Source organism: Lichenibacterium minor, assembly GCF_004137685.1.
In the GTDB taxonomy this organism is placed as follows: Bacteria; Pseudomonadota; Alphaproteobacteria; order Rhizobiales; family Beijerinckiaceae; genus Lichenihabitans; species Lichenihabitans minor.
On sequence record NZ_QYBB01000004.1, the window covers coordinates 157,911 to 183,338 of the forward strand.

A 25,428-nucleotide genomic window follows, 5' to 3' on the forward strand; every position below is an offset into this window, starting at 1 on the left:
CGCGATGGTCGGACGCACCTTCGCCACCTACCTGGCCCGGAGCTTCACGAAGTCCATCCTGATGGTCTTCGGGCTGCTCTTCGCCATCATCTATCTCAGCGACTTCGTCGAACTGCTGCGCCGCTCGGGCGACGCCAAGGGCGCCACCACGCCCGGCGTGGCCTTCCTGTCGCTGCTGCGCGTGCCTACGATCACCGAGCAGATCTTCCCCTTCTCGGTGCTGTTCGGCGCCATGTTCGCCTTCCTCAATCTGACGCGGAAGCTGGAACTGGTGGTGGCGCGCGCCGCGGGCCTGTCGGTGTGGCAGTTCATCCTGCCGCCGGTCGGCGTCGCCCTCGTGCTCGGGATCCTGACCACGACGGTCTACAACCCCGTGGCGGCGGTGTCGAAGCAGCGGGCCGAGCGGCTCGAAACGCGCATGTTCGGCAAGACCGGCTCCGAACAGGTCGACACGGCCTTCTGGCTCCAGGAGGACGGGGTCGACGGGCAGACCATCCTGCGGGCCGACCGGGCCAGCGACGGCGGGGCGGTGCTCAGCGGCATCACGGCCTTCGTGTACGACCGCGACGGCTCCTTCATGGAGCGCGTGGAAGCGGATCGCGGCGAGCTCCACGACGGCTATTGGGCGCTCGGCGATGCCCGCGTACTCGCCCCCGGGGAAGCCCCGCGCGAGGTCGCGACCGAGTTGCTCGCCACCAACATCACCGCCGAGCAGGTGCAGCAGAAATTCACGGCGCCCGAATCGGTGCCGTTCTGGAAGCTGCCGGAGATCCGCGACGTGACCGAGAAGGCAGGCCTCAACGCGACCGGTTACGAGCTGCAGTACCAGAAGCTCCTGGCGCGCCCGCTCCTGTTCATGGCGATGATCTTGGTTGCCGCAGCGTTTTCCTTAAGATTCTTCCGCTTTGGTGGGATCGCCCGCATGGTCGCGGGTGGAGTGGCGGCGGGCTTCGTGCTCTACGTCGCCACGAAGCTCGTCGGCGATCTCGGCGGTGCAGGCCTGTTGAGTGCTCCCGTGGCGGCGTGGTCCCCCGCCGTCGTGGGCAGCATGCTGGGCTCGCTCGCTCTGTTGTACCAGGAGGATGGCTGATGGGGCGGCGTTTTGGCCCCGACGTGCGTGAGGCCCTTCCTTCCCGGCGCCTGCGGGAGATCGCTCTCCCGGCTGCGTCGCGCGGCATCTCGATCCTGACCGGCCGGTTCGGCGCGGCGCGGACCTGCGCATGCGCGGCCCTGGCGCTGAGCGTCTTCGGTGCGGCGGTCCCCGCCGCCGCGCAGGCGTCCCCGCCCGGCCCGAGCCCGGCGGCGGCGCCCGCCGCAGCGCCGGAAGCCAAGAAGGACCGGTTGCTCGTCGAAGCGAAGCAGCTCGTGTACAACCGTGACACCAACGTGGTGTCGGCGGACGGCAACGTGCAGCTCTACTACCAGGGCCGCGTGCTCGAGGCCGACAAGGTCATCTACGACCGCAACGCCAACCGCGTCTTCGCGAGCGGCCACGCCAAGCTCACGGAAGCCGACGGCACCGCGACCTACAGCGACAAGTTCGAGCTGACGGACGACTTCAAGACCGGCTTCGTCGACAGCCTGTCGACCATCACCAAAGACAAGACGTTCTTCACCTCGCCGCGCGCCGAGCGCACCGAGGGCGAAACCTCGACCTTCGAGAAGGGGACCTACACGGCCTGCGCGCCCTGCGCCGCCCACCCGGAGCGGCCGCCGCTGTGGCAGGTCAAGGCGATGAAGATCGTCCACAAGACCGACGAGCAGATGATCTACTTCGAGGACGCGACCCTCGAACTCTACGGCGTGCCGATCGCCTACGTGCCGTATTTCTCGACGCCCGACCCCACCGTCACGCGCAAGACCGGCTTCCTGACACCCCATTACGTCACCGAGTCCCGGCTCGGCGTGGGCGCCGCGCAGCCGTTCTTCTGGAACCTCGCGCCGAACTACGACCTGACGCTGACCCCGACGGTGCTGTCGAAGCAGGGCTTCTTCGGCGAGGTGGAATGGCGCCATCGCCTGGAAAGCGGCTCCTATTCGGTGCTCGCCACCGGCATCGACCAGCTCGACCCCACCGCCTATTCGAAGCAGCCCTTCGGCACCGGCGACCGCGACTTCCGCGGCTCGATCGAGTCGACCGGTAAGTTCTTCATCAACCCGAGCTGGAAATACGGCTGGGATGTGGCGCTGTTCTCGGACAAGTATTTCGTCCAGGACTACAACATCCGGTCGTCCAGCCTCGGCACCGACTACATCAAGGAATCGATCTCGACAGCCTACCTGACGGGCCAGGGCGACCGGAGCTACTTCAACCTTCAGGGCTACCGGATCGTCGGCCTGTCGTCGTTCGACTTCAACAAGCAGCAACCGCTCGTGCTGCCGACGGTGGACTACAACCGCACCTTCGCGCTCGACCCGGCGCTGACGGCCGGCATCGGCGGCGAGGTCAAGGTCGACTCCAACATCACGAGCCTGACCCGCACGGCCGCCGCCTACCAGGCGACGGGCACGCGCCTGCTCGACTCCGCCTTCTCGCTCTACGACGTGTGCCCCAGCACGACCGGCAACACCCTCGCGCCGGGCTTCAAGCCCCCGTCCTGCTTCCTGCGCGGCATCGCCGGCGACTACACGCGCGCCTCGACGACGGTGAGCTACCAGAACAAGTACATCGACCCGATCGGCGAAGTGTGGAAACCCTTCGCCTTCGTGCGGGCGGACGGCAAGTGGCTCAACCTCAACGAGTCGAACGCCTACACGTTCACCAGCGGCACGGGCCAATCCACCATCTCCAACGCCGACCAGGCCAACTTCTTCGGCCAGCACAACGAGGACCTGAGCGGCGACATCGTGCCCGGCGTCGGGCTGGAATACCGCTACCCGCTGCTGATCGCGTCGAGCTTCGCCAACCAGGTGATCGAGCCGATCGGCCAGGTCATCCTGCGGCCCAACGTGGCCCACGCCGGCAAGACGCCGAACGAGGACGCGCAGAGCCTCGTCTTCGACGACACCACGCTGTTCGAGTGGAACAAATATTCCGGCTACGACCGCGTCGAGGGCGGCACCCGTGCCAACGCCGGCGTGCAATATACCGCCACCTTCCCGACGGGAGGCTACGTCAACGCGCTCTTCGGCCAGTCCTACGCCCTGGCGGGGAGCAACTCCTACGCCGTCTCGGACGTGTCCAACGTGGGCCTCGACTCGGGCCTGCAGACGGACAGGTCGGACTACGTCAGCCGCCTCCTGGTGGCGCCGACGACGAACTTCACCGTCGAGGCCAAGGGCCGCTTCGATTCGAAGTCCTTCGACCCGAAGGCCATCGACCTCATCGGCACGGCGAAGTTCTTCGGCACGACCACCAACGTGCAATATGCCAACTACGCGGCGCAGCCCAACATCGGCTACGTGCATGACCGGTCGGGCGTGCTCCTCGGCGAACGCTTCGATTTCCTCGACCATTATTACGTGAACGGGTCGGCCACGCTGGAACTCAACCCCTACAAATACAACACGGCGACGCTGCAATACGACATCAAGAGCAGCCGGCCCGAGTTCGCAGTGATCGGCGCCGGCTTCGGCTACCAGGACGATTGCACCACGGTGAGCCTGAACTATTCGCGGTCCTACACGGACGCGGTGGCGGGCGGGGTCAACAACCAGAACGTGAACCAGACCGTGCTGCTGTCACTGAACCTGCGCACGCTGGCGGATTTCAAGCTCAACCAGAGCCTGGGCGCCACCTCCACGGTGCAGGACGGCGTGTTCAAATAATCGCCACGCTTGTGATATGAGGATGGGCTGCTCACAAGCAGGCCACAACGATCGCTGGACGGTGTCGTGAAGTTCCGAATCCCCCTCGCTTTCCGGGCGGCGCGCGGCGCCGCCCTCGTCCTGGCCGTCGCCGGCGCCGCATCGGCGGGCGCCATCGCACCGGCCCTGGGACAGGCCGTGGTGACGGCGGTCAACGGCGACCCGATCACCAGCTTCGACGTCTCGGAATACGAGAAGATCCTCCGGCTGGAGCGCAAGCCGGCCTCCTCGGCCGATGCTCTCGAGGCCGTCGTCGGCGATCGCCTCCGCTACGACGAGGCGCGCCATTGGGGCATCGACGCGACCGACTCCGACCTCAGCGCCGCGCTCCAGCGCGTCGCGGCGTCGCTGAAGATGGACGTGAACACCTTCACCCAGGCGTCGGCCAAGGCGAAGATCGATCTCGACACCATCCGCAGCCACCTCCGGGCCAGCGCGGCCTGGGACAACCTGGTCCGGGCGCGCAACAAGGGCGTCGGGGCGACCGAGGAGGAGATCAGCAGCGCGATCGCGAAGGGCGGCACCAACAAGGTGACGAACTACCGGCTGCAGCAGATCGTCTTCGTGGTGCCGGTGAACCCGTCGCCGGCGATCCTCCAGGCCCGGCTCGATGCCGCCAAGGCGCTGCGCAACCGCTTCGACGGCTGCAACAACGGCCTGCAGCTGGCGCGCCAGCTGCCCGACGTCGCCGTGAAGGAGCCGATGAGCCGCACGTCCGAGTCCTTCAGCCCCGCCCTGCGCAAGGTGCTGGCGGAAACCCAGAAGGGCATGCTGACGGTGCCGGACAGGACCACCAACGGCATCGAGATGATCGCGGTCTGCGACAAGAACGACGGCGACACCAGCACGCTGCACGAACAGGTCCAGAAGGACATCATCTCCGAAAAGCTGGTCGGCGTGTCGGCACAGATGTACAAGGACCTGCGCAAGACGGCGGTCATCAGCAAGAACTGACGCGCGCCCCGCATCGAAGAACCCGGACGCGCCTTGACCGACGACGGACTGCCACCGCTGCGCGACGTCGTCGAGGCTTGCGGCATCGAGCCCAGCCGCGCGCTGGGCCAGAATTTCCTGTTCGACCTCAACCTGACGGGGCGCATCGCGCGCGCGGCCGGCCCCCTGGCCGGCGTGCCGGTCCTGGAGATCGGCCCCGGGCCGGGCGGCCTCACGCGGGCGCTGCTGGCCGAGGGCGCCGACGTGGTCGCCGTGGAGCGCGACCGGCGCTGCCTGCCCGCCCTGGCCGCCATCGCGGATCGCTACCCCGGGCGCCTGACCGTGATCGAGGGCGACGCCCTCGAGGTCGTGCCGGCCGGCCTTCCCGAACGCACCGACGGCCGACCCTGGCGGATCGTCGCCAACCTGCCCTACAACGTCGCGACGCCCCTCCTCACCGGCTGGATCGAGTCCGAGCCCTGGCCGCCCTGGTTCGATCGCATGGTGCTGATGTTCCAGCGCGAGGTGGCGGAGCGCATCGTCGCGACGTCGGCCGAACGGGCCGATTACGGCCGGCTCGGGGTCCTGTGCGGGTGGCGCACGCGGGCTCGCATCCTGTTCGACGTGGCGCCGTCGAACTTCGTGCCGCCGCCGAAGGTGACGTCGAGCATCGTCGAGCTCGTCCCCCGGCCGGAGCCTCTGCCCTGCAGCGCGTCGAGCCTGTCGCGGGTCACCGCCGCCGCTTTCGGCCAACGGCGCAAGATGCTCCGGCAGTCTTTGAAGGGCCTGTCGACCGCCCGCGGTCCCGTTGATGTCGCGGACCTGCTGGAGCGGGCCGGCATCGCCGGCACCGCCCGCGCCGAAACGCTGGACGTCGCGTCCTTCGTCGACCTCGCCCGGCTGATCGACGCCTGATCGCCGAAGCGGCCCGGTCCCGCCCGTCCTCGTCCCGAGCAGGCCTGCCGGGCCGCGCCGCCCTTCGACAGGCTCAGGACCGGGGAGGGTCGGAGCAGGTGGCCCCGGCTACCGGCTTTCGGCTGCCAGCGCTTCCACGAAGCCCGCCACGGCCGGCTCCGTGCGCAGCCGCCGCAATCGCTCGGCCGCCAGGATCGCCGTGACGTCGCCCAGCGTCCGCTGCAGGTCGTCGTTCACCAGCACGTAGTCGTAGAGCGTCCAGCGCGTGATCTCGTTGCGCGCGGCCTCGAGGCGGCGCGCGATCACCTCGGGCCTGTCCTCGGCGCGTCGCTCCAGCCGCGCCCGGAGTTCGCGCATCGAGGGCGGCAGGATGAACACGGTGGCGACGTCGTCGCGCGCCCGGGCGCGGATCTGCTGGGTGCCCTGGTAGTCGATGTCGAACAGCACGTCGCGCCCCTGCGACAGCAGGGCGTCGACGGGCCCCTTGGGGGTGCCGTAGAAATTGCCGTGCACTTCCGCGGATTCGAGCAGGTCCCCGGCGTCGCGCAGCTCGCGGAAGCGATCGACGGACAGGAAGTGGTAATGGACCCCGTCGATCTCGCTCGGCCGGCGCGGACGCGTGGTCACCGACACGGACAGCGTCAGGTCGATGGCCTCCTTCTGCAGAAGCATCCGGGTCAGCGTCGTCTTGCCCGCGCCGGAGGGCGACGAGAGGATCAGCATGAGGCCGCGCCGCGGGGGTATGGTCTGGGTCGTCCCGTCGAGGGGCATGATAGCGCTCATTCCAGGTTCTGAACCTGCTCTCGGAATTGTTCGATCTCGGTGCGCAGCGCAAGGCCGACGGCCGTGAGCCCCGCGTCGTTCGACTTGGCGCAGAGCGTGCCGGCTTCGCGGCCGAGCTCCTGGGCCAGGAAGTCGAGCCTCCGTCCCACGGCGCCGCCTTCGGCCAGGAGGGCGGTCGCGGCGGCGGCATGCATGGCCAGCCGGTCGATCTCCTCGCGCACGTCCGCCTTGCCGGCCAGCAGCACCGCTTCCTGGTACAGCCGAACGGGGTCGAGCGCCGGCGCAGCTCCGGCGATCTCGGCGAGGCGGTGCGCCAAGCGCTCCCGCACGGCTTCGGCCGTCCGGCCCGGCGCCGACTGCGCGTCGGCGGTCAGCCCCGCGATCGCCGTCAGGCGACCGCCCAGCACGCGCCCCAGCTGCCGCCCTTCGCCCGCCCGCATGGCGCAGAGGCCGTCCAGCGCCGCGTCGAAGCCGGCGAGGAGTCCCGGCTCGAGCTCCTCCGCGCCGCCCTCGTCGCGGTCGACGATCTCGACGATCCCGGGAAGCGCCAGAAGCCCGTCGAGCGTCGCGGACGCGATGCCGCGCGGCAAGACGATCGCCGACACGGCCTCGAGCAGCGCGTCGAGCTTCGCGCGGTCGATGCGCGCCACCTGTTCCGGCTTCGGCCGCTGCAAGTTCAGGGCGGCGTGGACCGTGCCGCGCTTGATCCGGGCGGCGAGGCGGGCGCGGGCCTCGGCTTCGAGCGCGTCAAAACCCGGCGGAACCCGCAGGCGGAGCTCCAGCCCCTTGGCGTTGACGGACTTCATCTCCCACGTCCAGGTCGCGGCCCTGGCCTGACCGCCGCTGCGGGCGAAACCCGTCATGCTCGACAGGCCGGGACCGTGAAGCGTCGACGCGGTCATGTCACTGCGCCGCCGGGGCCGGCGAAGCGTCCGTGGCTCCGGCGGCGTGCGCCGGCTTCGCTTTCGCGGCCGTCCGGGTGGCCCGGGCGGGCTTCGGCGCGGGCGCGGCGGATCGCGGACCGTAGGGGTTCGGCCGCGGCGCATAGGCGGCCGACATGGCGACCGGCACGGTCTTGGCGGACATCAGGTCGTAGCTCTTGTCGCGCAGCGGATCGAGGGCCGTGCCTTCCGACGCGTCGGTGATGACGCCCTTGCCGGCCATGGGGCGGTTGGGCGCCAAGGGGGCGCCCTGCTCGGCGCTCACGACCTCGGCCGCCGGCGGGAGCGTGTCGGGGCCGGTCGAGGTGCCGTAACGGGCGGCGCGCGCCCGCTCGTCGGCGCGCTGGGCCGGCGACACGGGGAAGCTCAGGCCGGGGTCGCGGTTCGCGCCGGCGAGCGCGCGTTCCTCGCCCGAGCCGGCGGCACCCACGCCGAAGTAGCTGTTCGAATCGGTGGGTGCCGGGGCGAGGTCGCCCGGGCCGTCGGGGTCGAGCGAGGCGGTCTGGTCCGGCGTCGGCGGGGCGAAGCGGGTGGCGATGTCGCCGCCGGGGTCGAGCTCGGACGGCAATCGCGTCACGCCCGCCAGAAGGCTGGCCGGCCTGTCGGGGCCGCTGGACGCGGGCTCGAACCGGCCCGTCAGGGCTCCGTAGACCGGCACCGAGGGGGCCGCGTCGCTCCGCTGCTTCGGGCCGGGCGCCGGCGAGCCGGGCACGGCGGCCGGTGCCGCGCCGGCATCCGGCGCCGCCTTGTCCTTGGCGTCCTTTTCCAGCGCGCGCCAGCGCTGGACGTTCTGGCGATGCTGGTCGAGCGTTTCCGCGAAGGCGTGCCCGCCCGTGCCGTCGGCGACGAAGTAGACGTCCTTGGTGCGGGACGGGTTGGCGACGGCCTCCAGGGCGGCGCGGCCGGGGTTGCAGATGGGCCCGGGCGGCAGGCCCGAGATCGCATAGGTGTTGTAGGGGGTCTTCTGCTCGATCTCGCTCTTCAGGATCCCGCGACCCAGCGTCGCCTTTCCGCCCACGAGGCCGTAGACGATCGTCGGATCGGACTGGAGCGGGATGCCCTTCACCAGCCGGTTCACGAAGACGCCGGCGACGCGCGGACGCTCGTCGGCCTTGCCGGTCTCCTTCTCGACGATGGAAGCCAGCGTGACCATGTCGTAGGGCGAGCGGATCGGCGTGTCCGCGGCGCGGTGCGACCAGACGTCGGCGACGATCTTGCGCTGTTCCTGAGCCATGGTGCGCAGGAGCTGCTCGCGCGTGGTGCCGCGGGCGAACTTGAACGTGTCCGGCATCAGCGTGCCTTCCTTCGGCACGGCCCGGATCTCCCCCGTCAGCACGTCGTCGGCCTTGAGCCGGTCGCAGATCTGCTCGCTCGTCAACCCTTCCGGCACCGTGATGGCGTGGAGGATCTGGTGGCCGGACACCAGCGTGTCGATGACGTCGCGCAGGCTTGCGCTCTGCTTGAACATGTATTCGCCGGCCTTGATCTTGGAGCGCTCGCCTTCGGCGTAGAGCGTGCCCGACATCAGCGTGGCGCTGTCGATCACGCCTTCCTGTTCGAGCTGGCCGACGATGTCGCCGACGTCGGTGCCGGGCGAGATGATGACCACCTTGTCCGACGGCAAGGGGCCGGGCGCGTCGATCCGCTGGATGGCCAGCGACACCAGGATCACCAGCGCGACCGCGGCGATGCCGAGGAACGACAGGATGCCGCTGACGGTCGCCAGGATGGGACGCGACCTGCGCGGTCCGGGCGGCGGGGGCGGCACGGGGTCGGGCTGGAGCGCTTCGCCCGGCGTCATCAGGCCGCGCCGTGCCCCGGCGGACGCGGCATCGCGATCCGGATGCGCGCCGTCGATGGGGTTCGGACCTTCGGCCATATGCTCGTCCGTCGTCGCTGTGGTTGAGCCGGGCGAAGGCCGGACGATCCCGTCCGCCGGTCCCCGGCCTGTCGCGCGATGCCCAACGTCACGCCGCCGCAGCCCGCGGTGCGCCGTGTTCAGGCGTGCAGCCTATCCCATCCGGGGCGGGAGCACCATTGTCCCGCCGCGATGGACGGGGGACGGCGCACCCGGCCGGATCGCGTGTCAGGCCTTGCGCAGCACCAGCGATGCATTGGTGCCGCCGAATCCGAAGGAGTTCGACAGGGCGATATCGACGGTTTTCGGCTTGGCCGTGTGGGGCACGAGGTCGATCGGCGTGTCGACGGACGGGTTGTCGAGGTTCAGCGTCGGCGGCAGGATGCCGTCGCGCATGGCCAGGGCGCAGAAGATGGCCTCGACCGAGCCGGCCGCCCCGAGGAGATGTCCGATGGCGGATTTCGTCGACGACATGGCGACGCCCGGCGCGGCGTCGCCGAGCAGGCGCTGCAGGGCGCCGAGTTCGATCTCGTCGCCGAGCGGCGTCGAGGTGCCGTGGGCGTTGACGTAGTCGATCTGGGAAGGCTCGACCCCGGCCCGCTTCAGCGCCGCCGACATGCAGCGGAAGGCTCCGTCGCCGGATTCGGACGGCGCGGTGATGTGGTACGCGTCGCCCGACATGCCGTAGCCGATCACTTCGGCGTAGATCTTCGCGCCGCGGGCCACCGCGTGGTCGTAGTTCTCCAGCACCACCACGCCGGCGCCCTCGCCCATGACGAAGCCGTCGCGGTCCTTGTCGTAGGGGCGGGAGCCGCGGGTGGGCTCGTCGTTGAACCCCGTCGACAGCGCCCGGCAGGCGCAGAAGCCCGCATAGGCGATGCGGTTGACGGCCGACTCGGCCCCGCCCGCCACCATGACCTCCGCGTCGCCCCATTGGATGATGCGGGCCGCGTCGCCGATGGCGTGGGCGCCCGTCGAGCAGGCCGTGACGACGGCGCTGTTGGGGCCGCGAAGCCCGTGCCGGATCGACACGTAGCCGCCGGCGAGATTGATGAGGCGCCCCGGGATGAAGAAGGGCGACAAGCGCCTCGGCCCCTTCTCGGCCACGAGCAAGGACCCCTCGTAGATGCCGCCGAGCCCGCCGATGCCCGAGCCGATCATCACGCCGGTCTCGATCTGCTCCTCGTAGGTCTTGGGCTCCCATCCCGCGTCGGCCAGCGCCTGCGTGGCGGCGCCGACGGCGTAGAGGATGAAGTCGTCGACCTTGCGCTGCTCCTTGGGCTCCATCCACTGGTCGGGATCGAACTTGCCTTCGGCGCTGTCGCCGCGCGGCACCATGCAGGCGATGCGGCTCGGCAGGTCGTCGACCTTGAAGTGGGTGACCGGCCCCGCACCGCTGTCGCCCGCGATCAACCGCCGCCATGTCGTGTCGGCGTCACCGCCGAGGGGCGTCACCAGACCGATGCCGGTGATGACGACGCGTCGCGCTGCGTTCACTCTTCCACCCTCAACCCTTGCCGGGCCTCCGGGTCGAACCTCGAAGCGCCCATGTCTCCACCCGCCTTCGCCCCGGCGCCCGCCCCGGAAGGGGGCGACGGGGGACCGAGCCTCGGCTCAGGACTTCTTGTTCTTCTCCAGGAAGCGCACGGCGTCGCCGACCGTCACGATCGTTTCGGCGGCGTCGTCGGGGATCTCCACCCCGAACTCCTCCTCGAAGGCCATGACCAGTTCGACGGTGTCGAGCGAGTCGGCCCCGAGGTCATCGATGAAGTTGGCGTTGTCGACCACCTTGTCGGGCTCGACGCCCAGGTGCTCGACGACGATCTTCTTCACGCGCTCTTCGACATCGCTCATCTTGGATATTCCTCATACGTCTTGGAGGGAAATTCGGGTCTTCGCGATCCGCGGCACCGGGGTCGCGCCCGCCCGAAGGCGGCCCCCGACCCGATGGCGGATCCCGCCGCCGGCCCCGGTCGAGACCGGGCCGTCACGGCGCGGCCGCGGCGCCGGCCCATCGGACCGTTGAGGGCCCGAGGCGGCGGTCGCGACCGCCGCGACACTTCGGCTGTTAACACGTTTCCAGGGGGATGGCGAGAGCGTGCCCGCCCGATGGCGGAGGTGCGGCGCCCGTCGCAACTCCCTCAGATCATTGCCATTCCGCCGTTCACATGGAGCGTCTGCCCCGTCACGTAGGCGGCTTCGCGGCTGGCCAGGTAGACCGTGGCGGCGGCGATCTCGGCGCCGAGGCCGAGCCGTCCGGCCGGCACGGTGCCCAGGATGGCGGCGCGCTGCTTGTCGTTCAGCGCGTCGGTCATCGGGCTCTCGATGAAGCCCGGCGCGATGCAGTTCACCGTGATGCCGCGGGTCGCGACCTCGGCCGCGATGGCCTTGGACATGCCGATCATGCCCGCCTTGGCGGCCGCATAATTGGCCTGGCCGGCGTTTCCGGTGACGCCCACCACCGACGTGATGCCGATGATGCGGCCGTGGCGACGCTTCATCATCCCCTTCAGCGCCGCCCGGGCGAGAGTGAAGCCGGATGTCAGGTCGACGTGGAGGACGCGGTCCCAGTCCTCGTCCTTCATCCGGACGGCGAGGCCGTCGCGGGTGATGCCGGCGTTGTTCACCAGGATGTCGATCGATCCCAGAGCCGCTTCGGCCTGGCTCGCCAGGGCCTCAACCTGGGCGCGGTCGCCGAGGTCGCAGGGCAGCACGGGGCAGTCCGCGCCGAGTTCGGCCGCGAGCGCGTCGAGCGCGTCGCGGCGCGTGCCGGACACGGCCACGCGGGCGCCCTGCGCCCGGAGCGCCCGGGCGATGGCACCGCCGAGGCCGCCCGTGGCGCCGGTGACGAGGGCGGTGGCGCCCTGGAGGTCGAACATGGATGGATCCTCAGGCGCGGGCGGCTAGGATGAAGGCGGCGACATCGTCGGGCGTGCCGACGCTGGCGGTCGTGGCGCCGGGCGCGATGCGCTTGACGAGGCCGGACAGGACCTTGCCGGCCCCGACTTCGACGAAGCGGTCGACGCCGGCCCCGGCCATCCAGGCGACCGACTCGCGCCAGCGCACCGTCCCGCACACCTGGCCGACCAGGCAGCCGACGATCTCGCCCGCGGTGTCGACCGGACGGGCCAGGACGTTGGCGACCAGGGGGAGGGCGGGATCGGCGAGGCTGGCGCCGTCGAGCGCTTCCGCCATGGCGTCGGCGGCGGGGCGCATCAGCCCGCAATGGAACGGGGCCGACACGGCCAGGAGCACGGCGCGCTTGACGCCCCGCCCCTTGGCGATCGCGATGGCGCGGTCCACCGCGGCGGCGGAGCCCGACAGCACCACCTGGCCGCCGCCGTTGTCGTTGGCCACGTCGCAGGTTTCACCCTCGGCGGCCTCCGCCGCGATGGCGGCGGCAGCCTCGGCTTCCACGCCGATCAGCGCCGCCATGGCGCCCTGCCCCACCGGCACGGCGGCCTGCATGGCGTCGCCGCGGATGCGCAGCAGGCGGGCGGCTTCCGCCACCGTGAAGGTGCCGGCGGCCGCCAGGGCCGAATATTCGCCGAGCGAGTGTCCCGCCACGAAGGCGGCGCCAGCCTTCAGGTCGAGCCCGGCCTCGGCTTCGAGCACCCGCAGCGCCGCGAGGCTCACCGCCATCAAGGCCGGCTGGGCGTTGGCGGTGAGGGTCAGCTCGGCCTCGGGGCCGTCGAACAGCAGCCGGGACAACGGTTGGCCCAGCGCTTCGTCGACCTCGGCGAAGACCCGGGCCGCGACGGGATGGGCGTCGTTGAGCGCGCGGCCCATGCCGACGGCCTGGGAGCCTTGCCCGGGGAAGATGAAGGCCGTCGTCATGGGTCGAGCTGCCGCCTCAAAGCCGAGTCCGTCCTGACTCGGCGGATTTCGAGCGAGCCCGAGAGCACGCCCCCCTCCGGCCTGTCAAGCGAGCCGGGGCGGAACGGCGCGGGCGGAGGGCGACGGGACGCTTTGGACTTGCATTGCCGCCGACGAGCCTTTATCGAGCGCCCTTCGACAGCGACCTGGCCGGGAGCTGAACGGATATCCGCATGCCCGGGGCCTCACAGGCGCTGGCCCCGCGGACAGGGGCTTCGGCCCCGCATCCCGTGTTCCCGCCTTCGGTTCCACTCGAGCCTTCCCGAGGCTCGAAGGGCTTCGCGCCGGGCGCCGCCGATGTAACAGGAAAGGCAAAGCTCATGGCTCTCTACGAGCACGTGTTCCTTGCTCGCCAGGACGTCACGGCCCAGCAGGTCGAGACGCTCACCGAGCAACTGAAGTCCATCATCACGGCCGGCGGCGGCAAGATCGCCAAGTCGGAATACTGGGGCGTCAAGTCCCTCGCCTACCGCGTCAAGAAGAACCGGCGGGCCCACTTCACCCTCCTGAACATCGACGCCCCCGCGGCGGCGGTGGCCGAGATGGAGCGGCAGATGCGCATCAACGAGGACGTGATCCGCCTCCTGACCGTGCGCGTCGAAGAGCACGAGGAAGGTCCCTCGGCCATGCTGCGCAAGCGCGAAGACAGCGACCGCGACGATCGCGGTGAGCGCGGCGAGCGCCGCGGCGGTGGCGGCGGCCGGTTCGACCGCGAGCGTGGCGGCGGCGGCGACCGCGGCGGCCGGTTCTCGGGTCGTCCCCCCGCGGCCGCGACCCAACCCGCTGGAGAAGCCTGATGTCCACCGCCCCGCGTCGCCCCTTCTTCCGCCGTCGCAAGACCTGCCCGTTCTCCGGCCCGAACGCGCCGAAGATCGACCACAAGGACACCCGTCTCCTATCGCGCTACATTTCCGAGCGCGGCAAGATCGTCCCGTCCCGCATCACGGCCGTGTCGGCCAAGAAGCAGCGCGAGCTCGCCACCGCGATCAAGCGCGCCCGCTTCCTGGGCCTGCTGCCCTACGTGATCCGCTGAGGATCACGGGACCGAGCCCGATCCGCTGAGGATCGCGGCTCCAAGCCCGATCCCTTGAGAATCGCGGCGGTGGGGGCGCCCTTCGGGGTCGCTCCGATCGCCGCGGTCCCATGACGACGAGGGGCGCCGGACCGCGTGGTCCGGTTCCTCGACCTGGCAGGGGCCCGTCGGCGGGCCCCGGCGTCGTCCGTCCCGCCCCGTGGCGGGCCGGATCGGTTGGGACGGGTCCTCCGCTCCCTAACCCCGTGAACCACGGCGGGACAGCTCGACGATGACCAAGCTTCTCGGCATCGCGCTCGGCGCGGGTGTCACATCGGCGGTCCTGTTCGCCGTGGCCAGGACCGGTTCGCCGGCCGCGCTCCTCCTCGCCTATCTGGCGCCCCTCCCCATCATGATCGCGGGCCTCGGCTTCACGCATGCCGTGGGAGGAGCCGCGGCCCTGATCGGCGGCGGCGCGATCGGGGTCGCGATGGGGCCCCTCGCCGGCCTCCTCTTCCTGGTCGCGTTGGGCATGCCGGCCTGGCACCTGTCGCGCCTGGCGGGCTCGAGCCGCCCCGCGCCGGGCCAGCCGGCCGCGGCGCCGCTCTGGTATCCCATCCCCAAGCTGCTGCTCCACCTCGCCGGTGTGGCTGTGGTGCCGGTTCTGGTCATCGGGGTCGCGCTGGTGTGGCGCCTCGGCGGCTACGAGAAGGCCGTTTCCGTCCTCGCCGCGAAGCTGGAAGCGCTCCTCGCGCGAGAAACGATCCCGAACGCCTTTCCGTTCGCCGACCTCGTGCGGCTGGCGCCGGTCGCCATGGGGGCGTCGAGCGTGCTGATGCTCGCCGTCAACCTGTGGCTCGCGGCGCGGTCCGTTCAGGTCTCGTCGCTGCTCGTCCGGCCCTGGCCGAACCTGCCGGACGCGCTTCGCCTGCCGCGCCTCGTGGTGGCGCTCTTCGCGGCGGCGGGCGCGGCGTCGCTGCTGCCCGACCCCTACGGCATCGCCGCCGCGGTGGTGGCCGCCGCGCTCGGGATCCTGTTCGCGTTCGAAGGGCTCGCGGCCGCGCATGTGCTGACCCGCGGCCTGTCGGCGCGCATCGTGGTGCTCACCGCCATCTACCTCGCGACGGCGCTGCTGATGCCGTGGCCGCTCGTCGCCTTGGCCCTGCTGGGCTGCATCGATTGCCTCGTCCCCGCGCTGCGGCGGGGATCGGGTCTGACCATCACCAAACTGCCAACAAGGAGACAGTGATATGGACGTCATTCTGCTGGAGCGCGTCGCGAAGCTCGGCCAGATGGGCGAGCGCGTCAAAGTGAAGGACGGCTTCGCCCGCAACTTCCTGCTGCCGCGCGGCAAGGCCCTGCGCGCCACCGAGGCCAACGCCAAGCGCTTCGAAACCCAGCGCGTGCAGCTCGAAGCCCGCAACCTGGAGCTCAAGGGCGAGGCCCAGACGGTCGCCGAGGGCCTCGACGGCCAGAGCTTCACGATGATCCGCCAGGCCGGCGAGAGCGGCCAGCTCTACGGGTCGGTGTCGACGCGCGACATCGCCGAGGCCATCACGGCCGGCGGTTTCTCGGTCAACCGCGGCCAGATCTCGCTGCGCACGCCGATCAAGGGCATCGGCCTGCACACGGTGCCGGTGGAGCTCCATCCCGAGGTCGACGCCAAGGTGACGATCAACGTCGCCCGGTCGCCCGAGGAGGCCGAGCGCCAGGCCAAGGGCGAGGAAGTCCTGGCCCGCGAGGAAACCTCGATGGACGAGCTCGGCCTCGAGGTCGGCGCCGCGCTGGCGGACTTCGAAGGCGACATCAGCCGCTGATCGGCGGCCGCGCGCTTCCCGGCAACGGGAAGCGCGCCATCATGATGCGACAGGGGGCGCCACGGCGACGCCCCCCGTCCCACCCGGCTTCGCGGAGGCGGCCTCCGGCCCCACCCGCCTGCCCCGTTTCGGCGACGGGCCGGACGGGAGGGCGAGGTTCAAGCGAAGCGGTATTCGGAACGCTGCCGGTAGGTCTGCCCCGGCCGCAGCTCCGCGGACGGGAAGTGCCGGCGGTTCGGGGCGTCGGGGAAGACCTGGCATTCCAACGCGAAGCCGCCGTGGGAATCGTAGCGGGCGCCGTCCAGGCCCGGCACCGGGCAATGGAGCTTGGCGGCGTCGTAGAACTGAACGCCCGGCTGGTCCGTGTGGAGTTCCAGCGTCAGGCCGTTCTTGGGCGACCGCACCGTGGCGGCGTGCGCCAGCCCGGTGGACGGATCCGCCTGCGGCGCGATCACGAAATTCATGTCGTAGTTCTGGTCGGCCTCGTTGCGGATCGGCCGCATGGTCGTGAAGTCGAACGGCGTTCCCGCCACGCTGCGGATCTCGCCGGTCGGGATGAGGTTGGCATCGGTCGGCGTCATGAACGGGCAGTTCAACATCACCTCGTGGTCGAGCACGTCCGGGCCGCCGTCGAGGTTGAAGTAGGAATGGTGCGCCAGGCTCAGCACCGTCGGCGCGTCCGTGGTGGCCGTGAGTTCCACGACCAGCGTGCCGGGCTCCGCCAGCGTGTAGGTACAGGTGGCCCGCACGGCGCCGGGAAAGCCTTCGTCGCCATCGGGGGACTCGAGCACCAGCGCGACCGACGCTTCCTCGACGCGCTCCACGCGCCACGGCACCGCGCCGAAGCCCTTCGGGCCGCCGTGAAGCGTGTTGCCCGCCCGTTCGTTGGCGGGAAGCGTGTGGACCTGGCCGTCGAGCGTGAACCGCGCCCCCGCGATGCGGTTGGCGAAGCGGCCCGGGATGGCGCCGAAATAGGGCGAGTGGGTCCGATAGTCCTCGATCGAGTTCAGGCCCAGCACCACGCGCTGGGGCCCGCCCGCCGCGGGCACCACGAGGTCGCGCAGCACGGCGCCCCAGGTGATGACGGAGGCTGTGGCGCCCGCCGCGTTGCGCAGCGAGATCTCCTGGATCTCGACCCCGTCGGCGTGACCGAACGACCGAACCTGCATGGCTTCCTCCAACGCGCGTCCTTCGGCGAACGCCGCCGGGCCGGAAGGGTTCAGCGCGAACCGCGCGCCGTGCCCATCAGCTCGTCTGGGCGCAGGCGACGGCCGAGGCTGTCCAGCACGCCGTTGATCATGCCGACCTCGTCGCCCTCGAAGAAGGCGCCGCCGATGTCGGTGTATTCGGTGATGACGACCCGGGCCGGCACGTCCTTGCGGCTCAGCATCTCGTAGGCGCCGGCGCGCAGGATGGCGCGGAGCACGGCTTCGACGCGCCGCAGCGGCCAGCCCTCCTGCAGCGAACGGTCGACGAGCACGTCGATCTCGCCCTGCTCGGCCAGCACGCCTTCGAGGACGTTGCGGAAGAAGGCGTTCTCGGCCTTGTTGTACTGATCGCCCTCGACCTCCTGGCCGATCCAGTGCGATTCGAACTCCGCCAGCACGTCGTTGATGCCGCTCTTGGCGACGTCCATCTGGTAGAGCGCCTGCACGGCGGCGAGGCGCGCGGCCGCCCGGCGTTCCTGGCGGCTCACGTCGCGGCTCCCGCGTCGGCGGGTCTGGCCTTCAAGCGCCACAGCGCCAGCATGGCGCGCGCGGCTTCGCCGCCCTTGTCGCCGCGCGACGGCTCAGCGCGGGCGAGGGCCTGGTCGGCATCCTCGACGGTCAGGATGCCGTTGCCGAGCGGCAGGCGCCGCGCGATCGCCAGGTCCATCAGGCCGCGCGCGCTCTCGTTCGACACGACCTCGAAGTGGTAGGTTTCACCCCTCATGATGCAGCCGAGCGCGACGGCACCGCCATAGGGCCTGCCGGCCGCCGCGGCACCGTCGATCGCGATGGCGATCGCGGGCGGCACTTCGAGGGCGCCCGGCATCGTCACAACGTCGTAGGTCGCGCCCGCGGCGTCGAGCGCCGCCTTGGCGCCCGCCAGCAGCCGGTCGCCGATGTCGTCGTAGAAGCGGCCTTCGACGATGAGGAAGCGGCCGTCGGCCGCGACATGCGGCTCTGCGTCGGTGCGGCGCTGAGGTTCTGCCATGGAGGGGGACTCGTCGGAGAAAGGTCGGCGGGAAGCCGCCGTGAATAGAGGCGCCGGGGGCGCCCGGCAAGCGATCAGGCGATGCGGGTCAGCCCACCGAAGCCGACCTCGAGATAGAAGGGGGCGAGGTCGAGCGCCGGCGCCGGCGCGCCGAGGCCCGTCAGCACCGCGTGGCATTGCCCGCGGTGGTGGGTCTGGTGGTTGAACATATGGTCGAGCGCGGGCCCGACCTCGCCGACGTAGCGGCCGGGCAGGGTCAGCGGCCGGTACGTGAAGCTCGACCGCAGCGCCGCCTCGTCGAGCCCGTCGACGAAACCGATGATGCGGGTGTCTTCCGCGCCGCGGGCGGACCGGAGGGCGTCGAAGTCGTCGTGCAGGATCGAGTCGAGCCGCAGCGCCGGCGCGGAGCCTCCGGACAGGCGCTCCATCCAGATCATGTCCGACACGAGGATGTGGTTCAGCGTGCCGACGAGGCTGTGGAAGGCGACGCCGCGGTCGGCCCGGCGGTCCGCGTCCGGCAGCGCTTCCACGGCGTCGTAGAGTTTGTGGTTGGCCCAGGCGTTGTAGCGCGCCAGGACCGAAAGGCGGTCGCTCACAGGACGAGGCCCTCGTCGGCGCCGGCGTCGACGGCCGCCGCCCTCGGGAACTCGGCCAAGCGCGCCGCGTAGCGCGCCATCGTGTCGATCTCGAGGTTCAGCGCGTCGCCTTCGCGCACCTCGCCCCAGGTCGTCACCGCCAAGGTGTGGGGGATCAGCAGCACGGAGAAGGACCGGCCCTCGACCGTGTTCACCGTGAGCGACGTGCCGTCGAGCGCCACGGAGCCCTTTTCGGCGATGAAGCGGGCGAGGCGCTCGGGTGCCGCGATGTCGAAGCGCGTGGTTTCGCCGATGCGCGTGACGCGGGTCACGCGCGCCATGCCGTCCACGTGGCCGGACACGAGGTGCCCGCCGAGCTCGTCGCCGAGCTTCAAGGAGCGTTCGAGGTTGATGCGCTTGCCGGGCCCCCATGAGCCCAGCGTGGTCCGCTCCAGGGTTTCGGCCCCGGCGTCGATGTCGAACCATGTCCGCCCCTCCGCCGTGCCGGTCGCCACCGCGGTGAGGCAGGGGCCGGAGCACGCGATGGAGGCGCCGAGCGCGATGCCGGCCACGGGGTAGGAGCAGGCGATGCGCAGGCGCCGCACGCTTCCGCGCTCCTCGCCGGACACCACCTCGCCGACGTCGCTGATCAGGCCCGTGAACATGTGCGCCGCCTCAGTAGATGGGGAAGCGGGCCACCATGGCCTTCACCTCGTCGCGCACGGCGCTTTCCGCCTCGGCGTTGCCGGCTTCCCCGGCGTCGGCCAAGCCGTCGAGCGTGCGGGCGATCAGCCGCCCCACCGCCTCGAACTCGGACGTTCCGAAGCCGCGCGACGTCGCGGCCGGGGTCCCCACGCGGATGCCCGACGTGACGAACGGCTTCTCGGGGTCGAACGGGATCCCGTTCTTGTTGCAGGTGATGTGGGCGCGGCCGAGCGCGGCTTCGGCGGCCTTGCCGGTGAGGCGCTTGGGCCGGAGGTCGACCAGCATGAGGTGGTTGTCGGTGCCGCCCGACACGATGTCGAAGCCGTTCGCGCGCAGGCTGTCGGACAGCGCCCGGGCGTTGGCGACGACCTGGTGGGCATAGTCCTTGAAGGCGGGCTGCAGCGCCTCGTGGAAGGCGACGGCCTTGCCGGCGATGACGTGCATCAGCGGGCCGCCCTGCAGGCCGGGGAAGATGGCCGAGTTCAGCTTCTTCGCCAAAGCCTCGTCGTCGGTCAGGATGATGCCGCCGCGGGGGCCGCGCAGCGTCTTGTGGGTCGTGGAGGTGACCACATGGGCGTGGGGGAAGGGCGACGGATGCGCGCCGCCGGCGACGAGGCCCGAGAAATGCGCCATGTCGACCATGAAGATCGCGCCGACCTTGTCGGCGATGGCGCGGAACCGCTCGTAATCCCAATGGCGCGAATAGGCTGAGCCGCCCGCGATGATGACCTTCGGGCGCACCGCATCGGCCTTGCGTTCGACGGCATCCATGTCGATGAGGTGGGTTTCGGGGTCGACGCCGTAGGGCTCGACCTTGAACCACCGGCCCGACATGTTCACCGGCGCGCCGTGGGTGAGGTGGCCGCCGGCCGCGAGGTCGAGGCCCATGAAGGTGTCGCCGGGCTGCATCACGGCCAGGAACACCGCCTGGTTGGCCTGGGACCCGGAGTTCGGCTGGACGTTGGCGAAGCGGCAGCCGAACAGCTCGGTGGCGCGGCGGATGGCGAGGTCCTCGGCGATATCGACGAACTGGCAGCCGCCGTAATAGCGCTTGCCCGGATAGCCTTCCGCATACTTGTTCGTCATCACCGAACCCTGGGCTTCCAGGACGGCGCGCGACACGATGTTCTCGGAAGCGATCAGCTCGATCTCGTCGCGCTGGCGGCCGAGTTCGAGCTCGACCGCGCGGGCGATCTCGGGGTCCGCTTCGGTCAGGCTGGCGCCGAAGAAGCTGTTGGACAGGGCCGGGTTCGAGCGGGTGGCGTTGAAGGTCGGGACGGCGCTCATGGGGCTCTCGATCGGGGCGGCGGCCCTGGATCGGCCGCGAGGGGGAGGACGGAGTGCTGTCGTCTCCGATCCATGTCGGGGCCGTGATAGCGCGTCGCCACCCCCGCGTCACGGTGCGACGCAAAAAAGGCGTCCCCGGCGGGGACGCCTTTTTCTACCGGCCTCGCCGTCGCGGGAAGGCCGGCGCAGGTCCGTCGTCGGGACTCAGTCCTGTTGGAGCGCGGGCTCCACGGCGGAATTGTCGTCGCCCTGGTCCGCCGCCGACGCGACCGTGCCCGGCGCGCCGAGCCCGTCGCGGTTGTAGATGTCGTCGCGGAACTGCACGACGCCGTCCGGCGTCGCCCAGGCGGTGATGTACACCCAGTAGACCGGGATGTTGGCGGCCAGCTTCACGTCGATGCGCTCGCCCGAGCGGATGGCGGCGTCGATCTTGTCGCGATCCCAGCCGGGGTTGTCCTTGAGGAGCCAAGCCACGTAGTCGCGCACGTTCTGCACGCGGATGCAGCCCGACGACACGAAGCGGAAGTCGTCGCCGAACACGCCCTTCGTGGGCGTGTCGTGCATGTAAACGCCGTAGGGGTTGCCGATGTTGATCCGCACCACGCCGAGCGAATTGTTGATGCCCGGGTCTTCGCGGTACTTGTAGTTCGTCGCGTCCATCGAGTGCCAGTTGATCGAGCTCGACGCGACCTCCTGGTTGTCCTTGTTGAAGATGCGGATGTGGTTGTCGGTCAGGTAGTTCGAGTCGGCCTGCATCTTGGGGATCAGGTCCTTGCGGATGATCGAGGCCGGCACCGTCCAATAGGGGTTGAAGTTGATGTCGGTCGCCTTGGTCTGCATGACGGGCGACTGACGGTCGACCTTGCCGACGCCGGCGACGTGGTGGCTGAACACCACGCCGTTCTCGACCGTTTCCACCGAAGCGGCGGGGATGTTGGCCATGACGAAACGCTGGCCGAGGTCGCCCGAGAAGGAGCGCAGGCGGATGAGGTTGGTTTCGAGCTGCTTCAGCCGGAGGTCGGCCGGGATGTTCAGCGCCGTCACGGTTTCGCGCGACACGATGCCGGTCTGGCCGAGGCCGTGGCGGGCCTGGAAGCGCTTCACCGCCGCCTCGACATAGGCGTCGAAGACGGGCGACATGCCGGCGGCCGCTTCGAGGTCTCCCGTGACCTGGAGGCGGTGGCGCAGCGCCGCCACGGCCTGGCCCTTGGAGCCGACGTGGAGGTTCGCGACGTTGGGCACGGAGCCCCATCCGCCCTGGGCCACGATGGCCTGGTACTGCGTGACGGCCGCCTCCGTGGCGGCCACGGTGGCGGGCGACAGGGTGGGGGTCGATTCCTTCTTCACCTGCTGGCGCGCGTCCGAGTCGTAGCGCTGCGCCCATTCGGCCTGGCCGCTGCCCGCGCCCTCGTCGTCCTGCGCCACGGCGGTGCCGGCGAAGCCGGCCAGGGCGGCGGTGGACAGCATCAGGGCCGCCACCCGGCCCGCGATGGCCTTGGACGCGCGGAAGCCTCGATCGTCGTTGCTCAACAGCATGCTCCAAACCCTCGGGGTCGCGCGGGGATGACGGGTCGCAGGCCCCTGCCCCGCCGTGTCGATCGGTCCCGGTCGAGCCCTCGAACCGACGGCCGATCGACCTTTTCGACCCGCAAAACGCCGTTTCAGTTCGACCTTTTTAAGGCGTCGCCCTGGTCCGAAGCTTTCGCGGCGCTCATTCGACTTGCGACGGTTGATAAGCAGTTAAGACGTGACATTTGCGCCACGTTTGACGCCTAACCGGCTTTCATCGGGCGCCGTGCCATGGTCAACCCCGGCGCGCGGGATGCGGACGGGCGCGCGGGCGGTGCGGCGGAGAAGGATGTCGAGACTCGTCAAGCTGATGGCGGTGGCCCTGGTGGTCGGCGGCTTCGCCGCCGCGGCGGCGCCGTGGCGCATCGCGCGCGCCACGGTGTCGGGCGCCTTCAGCGGAGGCCTCGCCAGCGATGCCGGGGCGAAGGCCGTCGTGGCCGGGCCGGTCACCTTCAAGCTGCTGCCCCGCCCCCGCCTGCAGGCGGCCCAGGTTTCGGTTTCCGCCGAGGACGGCGCCGTCCTGCTCGACGCGCCGCTGCTCAAGGCCGACCTCGACATCCCGGCGCTCCTGCGCGGCGCGTGGCGGATCAGCGCCGCAACCCTGGTCGAGCCGACCCTCACGGTCGACCTCGACCGTTTGGCGGCCCGCGCGCCGGGCGGCCCCGCCGCGGGGCGCGGCGCGCCGGTGATGCTGCGCCTGCGCTCGGGGCTGCTGAGGACGCGCTCGGCGACCGGGTTCGCCGACCTGGTCGCCACGGGGATCGACGCGTCCGCGACCTGGTCGGGCGACGGCGGAAACCTCGTCCTGTCCGGCACCGCCACGCTCCGCGGCACCACGGCGCATTTCGCGGGCGCGTTGCAGAGCCCGGCACAGAGCCTGACGCCCGCGGGGTCGTCGGCGTCGCTCCAGGTGGCTTCGCCCTTGTTCGAGTTTTCCGCCGACGGCGTGCTGTCGGGCGGCACGCAGGAACAGTTCACGGGCCGGGCGTCGCTGGCCACGGCGTCGCTGCCCAAGCTCATGCGCACCCTCGACGGCTTCCCGGTGTCGCTCGCGTCGAAGCGCGCCCAGATCAGCGGCGACCTGGTGGCGAAGCCGCACGACCTGTCGCTGTCGAACGCGCAGCTGCGGCTCGACCGAGCGCGCTTCGAAGGAACGCTGGCGTGGCGCCGCGACGCCGGACGCGGGCTCGTCGCCGGCACGCTCGCGACCGACCTCCTCGACCTCGACGCGCTGGCGGGCGACAGCCTCGACGCCCCCAAGGTGGGCGACCTGTACGGCGCGCCCCTCACGGCTTCGCCCTTCGGCACCGACCTCGACATGCGCGTGTCCGCCACGGTGGCCCGGTTCGGCCGCGTCACCCTGGAAGACGCCGCCCTGGCGGCGCTGGTGCGGGGAAACCGCCTGGAACTGACGCTGGACGAGGCCGCCGCCTACGGGGGCACCGTGAAGGCGCGCGCGGTCGCGACGCTCGGCGCCGATGGCATCGACGCGCATGCGGACCTGTCGTCGAAGCACCTCGACCTCGGCCTGCTGTCCGAGGGGCTGAGCGGCCACGAGCGCGTCGGCGGCGCCATGACGGCACATGCGGCGCTCGACGGGCGGGGCGACAGCCTGCGCGACGTGGTCGCCGACCTGAAGGGCGACGGGCAGATCGGCGTCGAGGGCGGCCGCCTCGCCGGGCTGGCGCTCGCCCAGGCGCTGCGGCGGCTCGGGCGCCGGGTGCCGCTCGACGCCGACCGCCGCGGCACGCCGACCACCTTCGACCGCGCGCATTGGGACGTGTCGATCCGCGACGGCGTGGTCCGCATCCCGGACGGGAAGCTGACCGCCCCCGGCGTCAGCCTGTCCTTCGGCGCCGAAACCGGCCTGCCCGACGGGCGCGTCGACGTGCACGCCGTGGCGGCGCAGACGGACGCGTCCGGCGCCCCCCTGCGCGACGGGCAGACCATGCCCTTCGACATGCGCGGGTTCTGGGCCGGCCCCCTGACGCTGGTGGGCCGGGGTGCCGGCGGGCCCGCGGTGGCGCTTCCGCTGGTCGACGGCCTCGCGGCCGGGCGATGACCCGCATCCCCGGCATCGTCCTCGCCGGCGGCGCGTCGCGCCGCATGGGGCGCGACAAGGCGCTGGTCCCGCTCGGCGGCCGCCCCCTGGTCGCCTGGACGGTCGAGCGACTGGCCCCGCAATGCGGCGCGCTGGCGATCAGCCGCCACGACGGGCGCCTCGACGGCATCGACCTCGGCCTGCCGCTGCTCGGCGACGGGGAGCCGGGCCGGGCGGGGCCGCTCGCGGGCGTTCTGGCCGGCCTCGACTGGGCGGCGGCCGTGGACCCCGACGCGACCCACGCCGTGACGGTGGCGGTCGACTCGCCCTTCCTGCCGTCCGACTTCGTGGCGCGGCTCGCCGCGGCGCGCAAGGCCGCCGCCGGCGAAGCGGCCGTCGCGTCGTCGTGCGGGCGCCGGCATCCCGTGGCGGCGCTGTGGCCCGTCGCGGCCCGCCACGCGCTTCGGGCGGCGCTGCTCGGCGAAGGCCTGCGCCGCGTCGGCCTGTTCCTGGACCGCTTCCGCCCCGTGGCGGTCGACTGGCCCTCAGCCCCGTTCGACCCCTTTCTGAACCTCAATGCGCCCGCCGACCTGGCGGCGGCGGAAGCGGTCCGTGCTACGACGGTGCCGTGATCGAAGGAGAGCCGGACCGTGCAAGTCGCCGACGTGATGACGCGTGACGTGGAATTCGTGGATGCCGCGACGACGGTCGCCGAGGCCGCCATGGCGATGGGCGACCTCGGCGTCGGCGCCCTGCCGGTCGGCACGGCCGACGACCTCCAGGGTATCCTGACCGACCGCGACATCCTGTTCCGCGTCGTCGCCAAGGGGCTCAGCAACAAGACCGTGACGGTCGGCGAGGTGATGACCACGACGATCTTCTCCTGCCGTCAGGAAGACTCCATCACCACGGCATTGAACCTGATGGGCGCCCGCAACCTGCGGCGCCTGCCCGTGCTCGACCTCAATGGCCGCACGATCGGGCTCGTGACGCTGTCCGACCTGTCGCGCCGCATGCTGCTCGACAGCGGGGTGGTGCAGCGCGCCGTGGCGGAAATGTCGGGCGCACCGGGGTGAGGTTTCGTCCGGGCGCCGCCTGAACCCTCGCCGGCGA

Annotated in this window: 25 protein-coding genes; 11 read left to right on the forward strand and 14 right to left on the reverse strand. The window is 71.0% G+C overall.

What is annotated here, in order from left to right; translation table 11 throughout:
* The first annotated feature begins 4 nt into the window (after positions 1 to 4).
* The 4 genes from lptG to rsmA all read left to right on the forward strand — a co-directional run bounded on the left by lptG (position 5) and on the right by rsmA (position 5,655).
* The gene (lptG, locus tag D3273_RS05990) at positions 5 to 1,090 is read left to right on the forward strand and encodes an LPS export ABC transporter permease LptG (protein ID WP_129224503.1); all 1,086 of its coding nucleotides are present in this window, start codon (positions 5 to 7) and stop codon (positions 1,088 to 1,090) included.
* Positions 1,090 to 3,768 carry an LPS-assembly protein LptD gene (locus tag D3273_RS05995; protein WP_129224505.1) on the forward strand — a complete coding sequence of 893 codons (2,679 nt, stop codon included), beginning with the start codon at positions 1,090 to 1,092 and terminating at the stop codon, positions 3,766 to 3,768. The genes lptG and D3273_RS05995 overlap by 1 nt, the downstream gene beginning before the upstream one ends.
* A gap of 66 nt (positions 3,769 to 3,834) precedes the next feature.
* Positions 3,835 to 4,761 carry a hypothetical protein gene (locus tag D3273_RS06000; protein WP_129224507.1) on the forward strand — a complete coding sequence of 309 codons (927 nt, stop codon included), beginning with the start codon at positions 3,835 to 3,837 and terminating at the stop codon, positions 4,759 to 4,761.
* Between the two features lie 33 nt (positions 4,762 to 4,794).
* Positions 4,795 to 5,655: a 16S rRNA (adenine(1518)-N(6)/adenine(1519)-N(6))-dimethyltransferase RsmA gene (gene rsmA / locus D3273_RS06005; RefSeq protein WP_129224509.1), complete on the forward strand. Its 861-nt coding sequence runs from the start codon at positions 4,795 to 4,797 to the stop codon at positions 5,653 to 5,655.
* Positions 5,656 to 5,763: 108 nt separating this feature from the next.
* Here the strand turns inward: rsmA and gmk are convergent, their stop codons facing one another.
* The 7 genes from gmk to fabD form a co-directional block, all read right to left on the reverse strand.
* On the reverse strand, positions 5,764 to 6,426 hold the full coding sequence (gmk, locus tag D3273_RS06010) for a guanylate kinase (RefSeq protein WP_245501021.1): 663 nt from the start codon (positions 6,424 to 6,426) through the stop codon (positions 5,764 to 5,766).
* A gap of 8 nt (positions 6,427 to 6,434) precedes the next feature.
* On the reverse strand, positions 6,435 to 7,340 hold the full coding sequence (locus tag D3273_RS06015) for a YicC/YloC family endoribonuclease (RefSeq protein ID WP_129224511.1): 906 nt from the start codon (positions 7,338 to 7,340) through the stop codon (positions 6,435 to 6,437).
* A 1-nt stretch (position 7,341) separates the two neighbouring features.
* Positions 7,342 to 9,258, reverse strand: a complete 1,917-nt coding sequence (mltG, locus tag D3273_RS06020; RefSeq protein ID WP_129224513.1) for an endolytic transglycosylase MltG — start codon at positions 9,256 to 9,258, stop codon at positions 7,342 to 7,344.
* Between the two features lie 207 nt (positions 9,259 to 9,465).
* The gene (fabF, locus tag D3273_RS06025; protein ID WP_129224515.1) at positions 9,466 to 10,734 is read right to left on the reverse strand and encodes a beta-ketoacyl-ACP synthase II; all 1,269 of its coding nucleotides are present in this window, start codon (positions 10,732 to 10,734) and stop codon (positions 9,466 to 9,468) included.
* Between the two features lie 117 nt (positions 10,735 to 10,851).
* The gene (locus tag D3273_RS06030) at positions 10,852 to 11,091 is read right to left on the reverse strand and encodes an acyl carrier protein (RefSeq protein ID WP_129218258.1); all 240 of its coding nucleotides are present in this window, start codon (positions 11,089 to 11,091) and stop codon (positions 10,852 to 10,854) included.
* A gap of 287 nt (positions 11,092 to 11,378) precedes the next feature.
* Positions 11,379 to 12,116, reverse strand: coding sequence for a 3-oxoacyl-[acyl-carrier-protein] reductase (fabG, locus tag D3273_RS06035; protein ID WP_129224517.1), 738 nt, complete (start codon positions 12,114 to 12,116; stop codon positions 11,379 to 11,381).
* A gap of 10 nt (positions 12,117 to 12,126) precedes the next feature.
* Positions 12,127 to 13,074, reverse strand: coding sequence for an ACP S-malonyltransferase (fabD, locus tag D3273_RS06040; RefSeq protein WP_129224519.1), 948 nt, complete (start codon positions 13,072 to 13,074; stop codon positions 12,127 to 12,129).
* A 359-nt stretch (positions 13,075 to 13,433) separates the two neighbouring features.
* Here fabD and rpsF point away from each other — a divergent pair, with 359 nt between their 5' ends.
* The 4 genes from rpsF (at position 13,434) to rplI (ending at position 15,942) form a co-directional block, all read left to right on the forward strand.
* Positions 13,434 to 13,910, forward strand: coding sequence for a 30S ribosomal protein S6 (rpsF, locus tag D3273_RS06045; RefSeq protein WP_129224521.1), 477 nt, complete (start codon positions 13,434 to 13,436; stop codon positions 13,908 to 13,910).
* Positions 13,910 to 14,146 carry a 30S ribosomal protein S18 gene (rpsR, locus tag D3273_RS06050; RefSeq protein WP_129224523.1) on the forward strand — a complete coding sequence of 79 codons (237 nt, stop codon included), beginning with the start codon at positions 13,910 to 13,912 and terminating at the stop codon, positions 14,144 to 14,146. The genes rpsF and rpsR overlap by 1 nt, the downstream gene beginning before the upstream one ends.
* 271 nt (positions 14,147 to 14,417) lie before the next feature.
* On the forward strand, positions 14,418 to 15,374 hold the full coding sequence (locus D3273_RS06055; RefSeq protein ID WP_129224525.1) for a DUF2232 domain-containing protein: 957 nt from the start codon (positions 14,418 to 14,420) through the stop codon (positions 15,372 to 15,374).
* Between the two features lies 1 nt (position 15,375).
* Positions 15,376 to 15,942, forward strand: coding sequence for a 50S ribosomal protein L9 (gene rplI / locus D3273_RS06060; RefSeq protein ID WP_129224527.1), 567 nt, complete (start codon positions 15,376 to 15,378; stop codon positions 15,940 to 15,942).
* A gap of 158 nt (positions 15,943 to 16,100) precedes the next feature.
* Here rplI and D3273_RS06065 read toward each other — a convergent pair whose 3' ends face one another.
* The 7 genes from D3273_RS06065 to D3273_RS06095 all read right to left on the reverse strand — a co-directional run bounded on the left by D3273_RS06065 (position 16,101) and on the right by D3273_RS06095 (position 22,172).
* Positions 16,101 to 17,111, reverse strand: coding sequence for an aldose epimerase family protein (locus D3273_RS06065; RefSeq protein WP_129224529.1), 1,011 nt, complete (start codon positions 17,109 to 17,111; stop codon positions 16,101 to 16,103).
* A gap of 50 nt (positions 17,112 to 17,161) precedes the next feature.
* Positions 17,162 to 17,638, reverse strand: coding sequence for a transcription antitermination factor NusB (nusB, locus tag D3273_RS06070; protein WP_428977757.1), 477 nt, complete (start codon positions 17,636 to 17,638; stop codon positions 17,162 to 17,164).
* Positions 17,635 to 18,138: a 6,7-dimethyl-8-ribityllumazine synthase gene (gene ribH, locus D3273_RS06075; protein ID WP_129224533.1), complete on the reverse strand. Its 504-nt coding sequence runs from the start codon at positions 18,136 to 18,138 to the stop codon at positions 17,635 to 17,637. Before ribH ends, nusB begins: the two co-directional genes overlap by 4 nt.
* A gap of 74 nt (positions 18,139 to 18,212) precedes the next feature.
* Positions 18,213 to 18,734 carry a DinB family protein gene (locus D3273_RS06080; protein ID WP_129224535.1) on the reverse strand — a complete coding sequence of 174 codons (522 nt, stop codon included), beginning with the start codon at positions 18,732 to 18,734 and terminating at the stop codon, positions 18,213 to 18,215.
* On the reverse strand, positions 18,731 to 19,378 hold the full coding sequence (locus D3273_RS06085; protein ID WP_129224537.1) for a riboflavin synthase: 648 nt from the start codon (positions 19,376 to 19,378) through the stop codon (positions 18,731 to 18,733). The genes D3273_RS06080 and D3273_RS06085 overlap by 4 nt, the downstream gene beginning before the upstream one ends.
* Before the next feature lie 10 nt (positions 19,379 to 19,388).
* Positions 19,389 to 20,705 carry a serine hydroxymethyltransferase gene (gene glyA, locus D3273_RS06090; protein ID WP_207210701.1) on the reverse strand — a complete coding sequence of 439 codons (1,317 nt, stop codon included), beginning with the start codon at positions 20,703 to 20,705 and terminating at the stop codon, positions 19,389 to 19,391.
* Positions 20,706 to 20,909: 204 nt separating this feature from the next.
* Positions 20,910 to 22,172 (reverse strand): L,D-transpeptidase family protein, encoded by a 1,263-nt coding sequence (locus D3273_RS06095; RefSeq protein ID WP_129224621.1) that lies wholly within the window; start codon positions 22,170 to 22,172, stop codon positions 20,910 to 20,912.
* Between the two features lie 391 nt (positions 22,173 to 22,563).
* Between D3273_RS06095 and D3273_RS06100 the strand changes: the two genes are divergently transcribed.
* From D3273_RS06100 to D3273_RS06110, 3 genes are read left to right on the forward strand one after another with little or no spacing between them, the layout of a single operon-like run.
* The gene (locus D3273_RS06100; RefSeq protein WP_129224539.1) at positions 22,564 to 24,336 is read left to right on the forward strand and encodes an AsmA family protein; all 1,773 of its coding nucleotides are present in this window, start codon (positions 22,564 to 22,566) and stop codon (positions 24,334 to 24,336) included.
* A complete protein-coding gene (gene mobA / locus D3273_RS06105; RefSeq protein ID WP_129224541.1) occupies positions 24,333 to 24,947 on the forward strand; it encodes a molybdenum cofactor guanylyltransferase MobA in 615 nt (204 codons plus the stop codon). Before D3273_RS06100 ends, mobA begins: the two co-directional genes overlap by 4 nt.
* 18 nt (positions 24,948 to 24,965) lie before the next feature.
* Positions 24,966 to 25,391: a CBS domain-containing protein gene (locus tag D3273_RS06110; protein ID WP_207210703.1), complete on the forward strand. Its 426-nt coding sequence runs from the start codon at positions 24,966 to 24,968 to the stop codon at positions 25,389 to 25,391.
* The last annotated feature ends 37 nt before the right edge of the window (positions 25,392 to 25,428 follow it).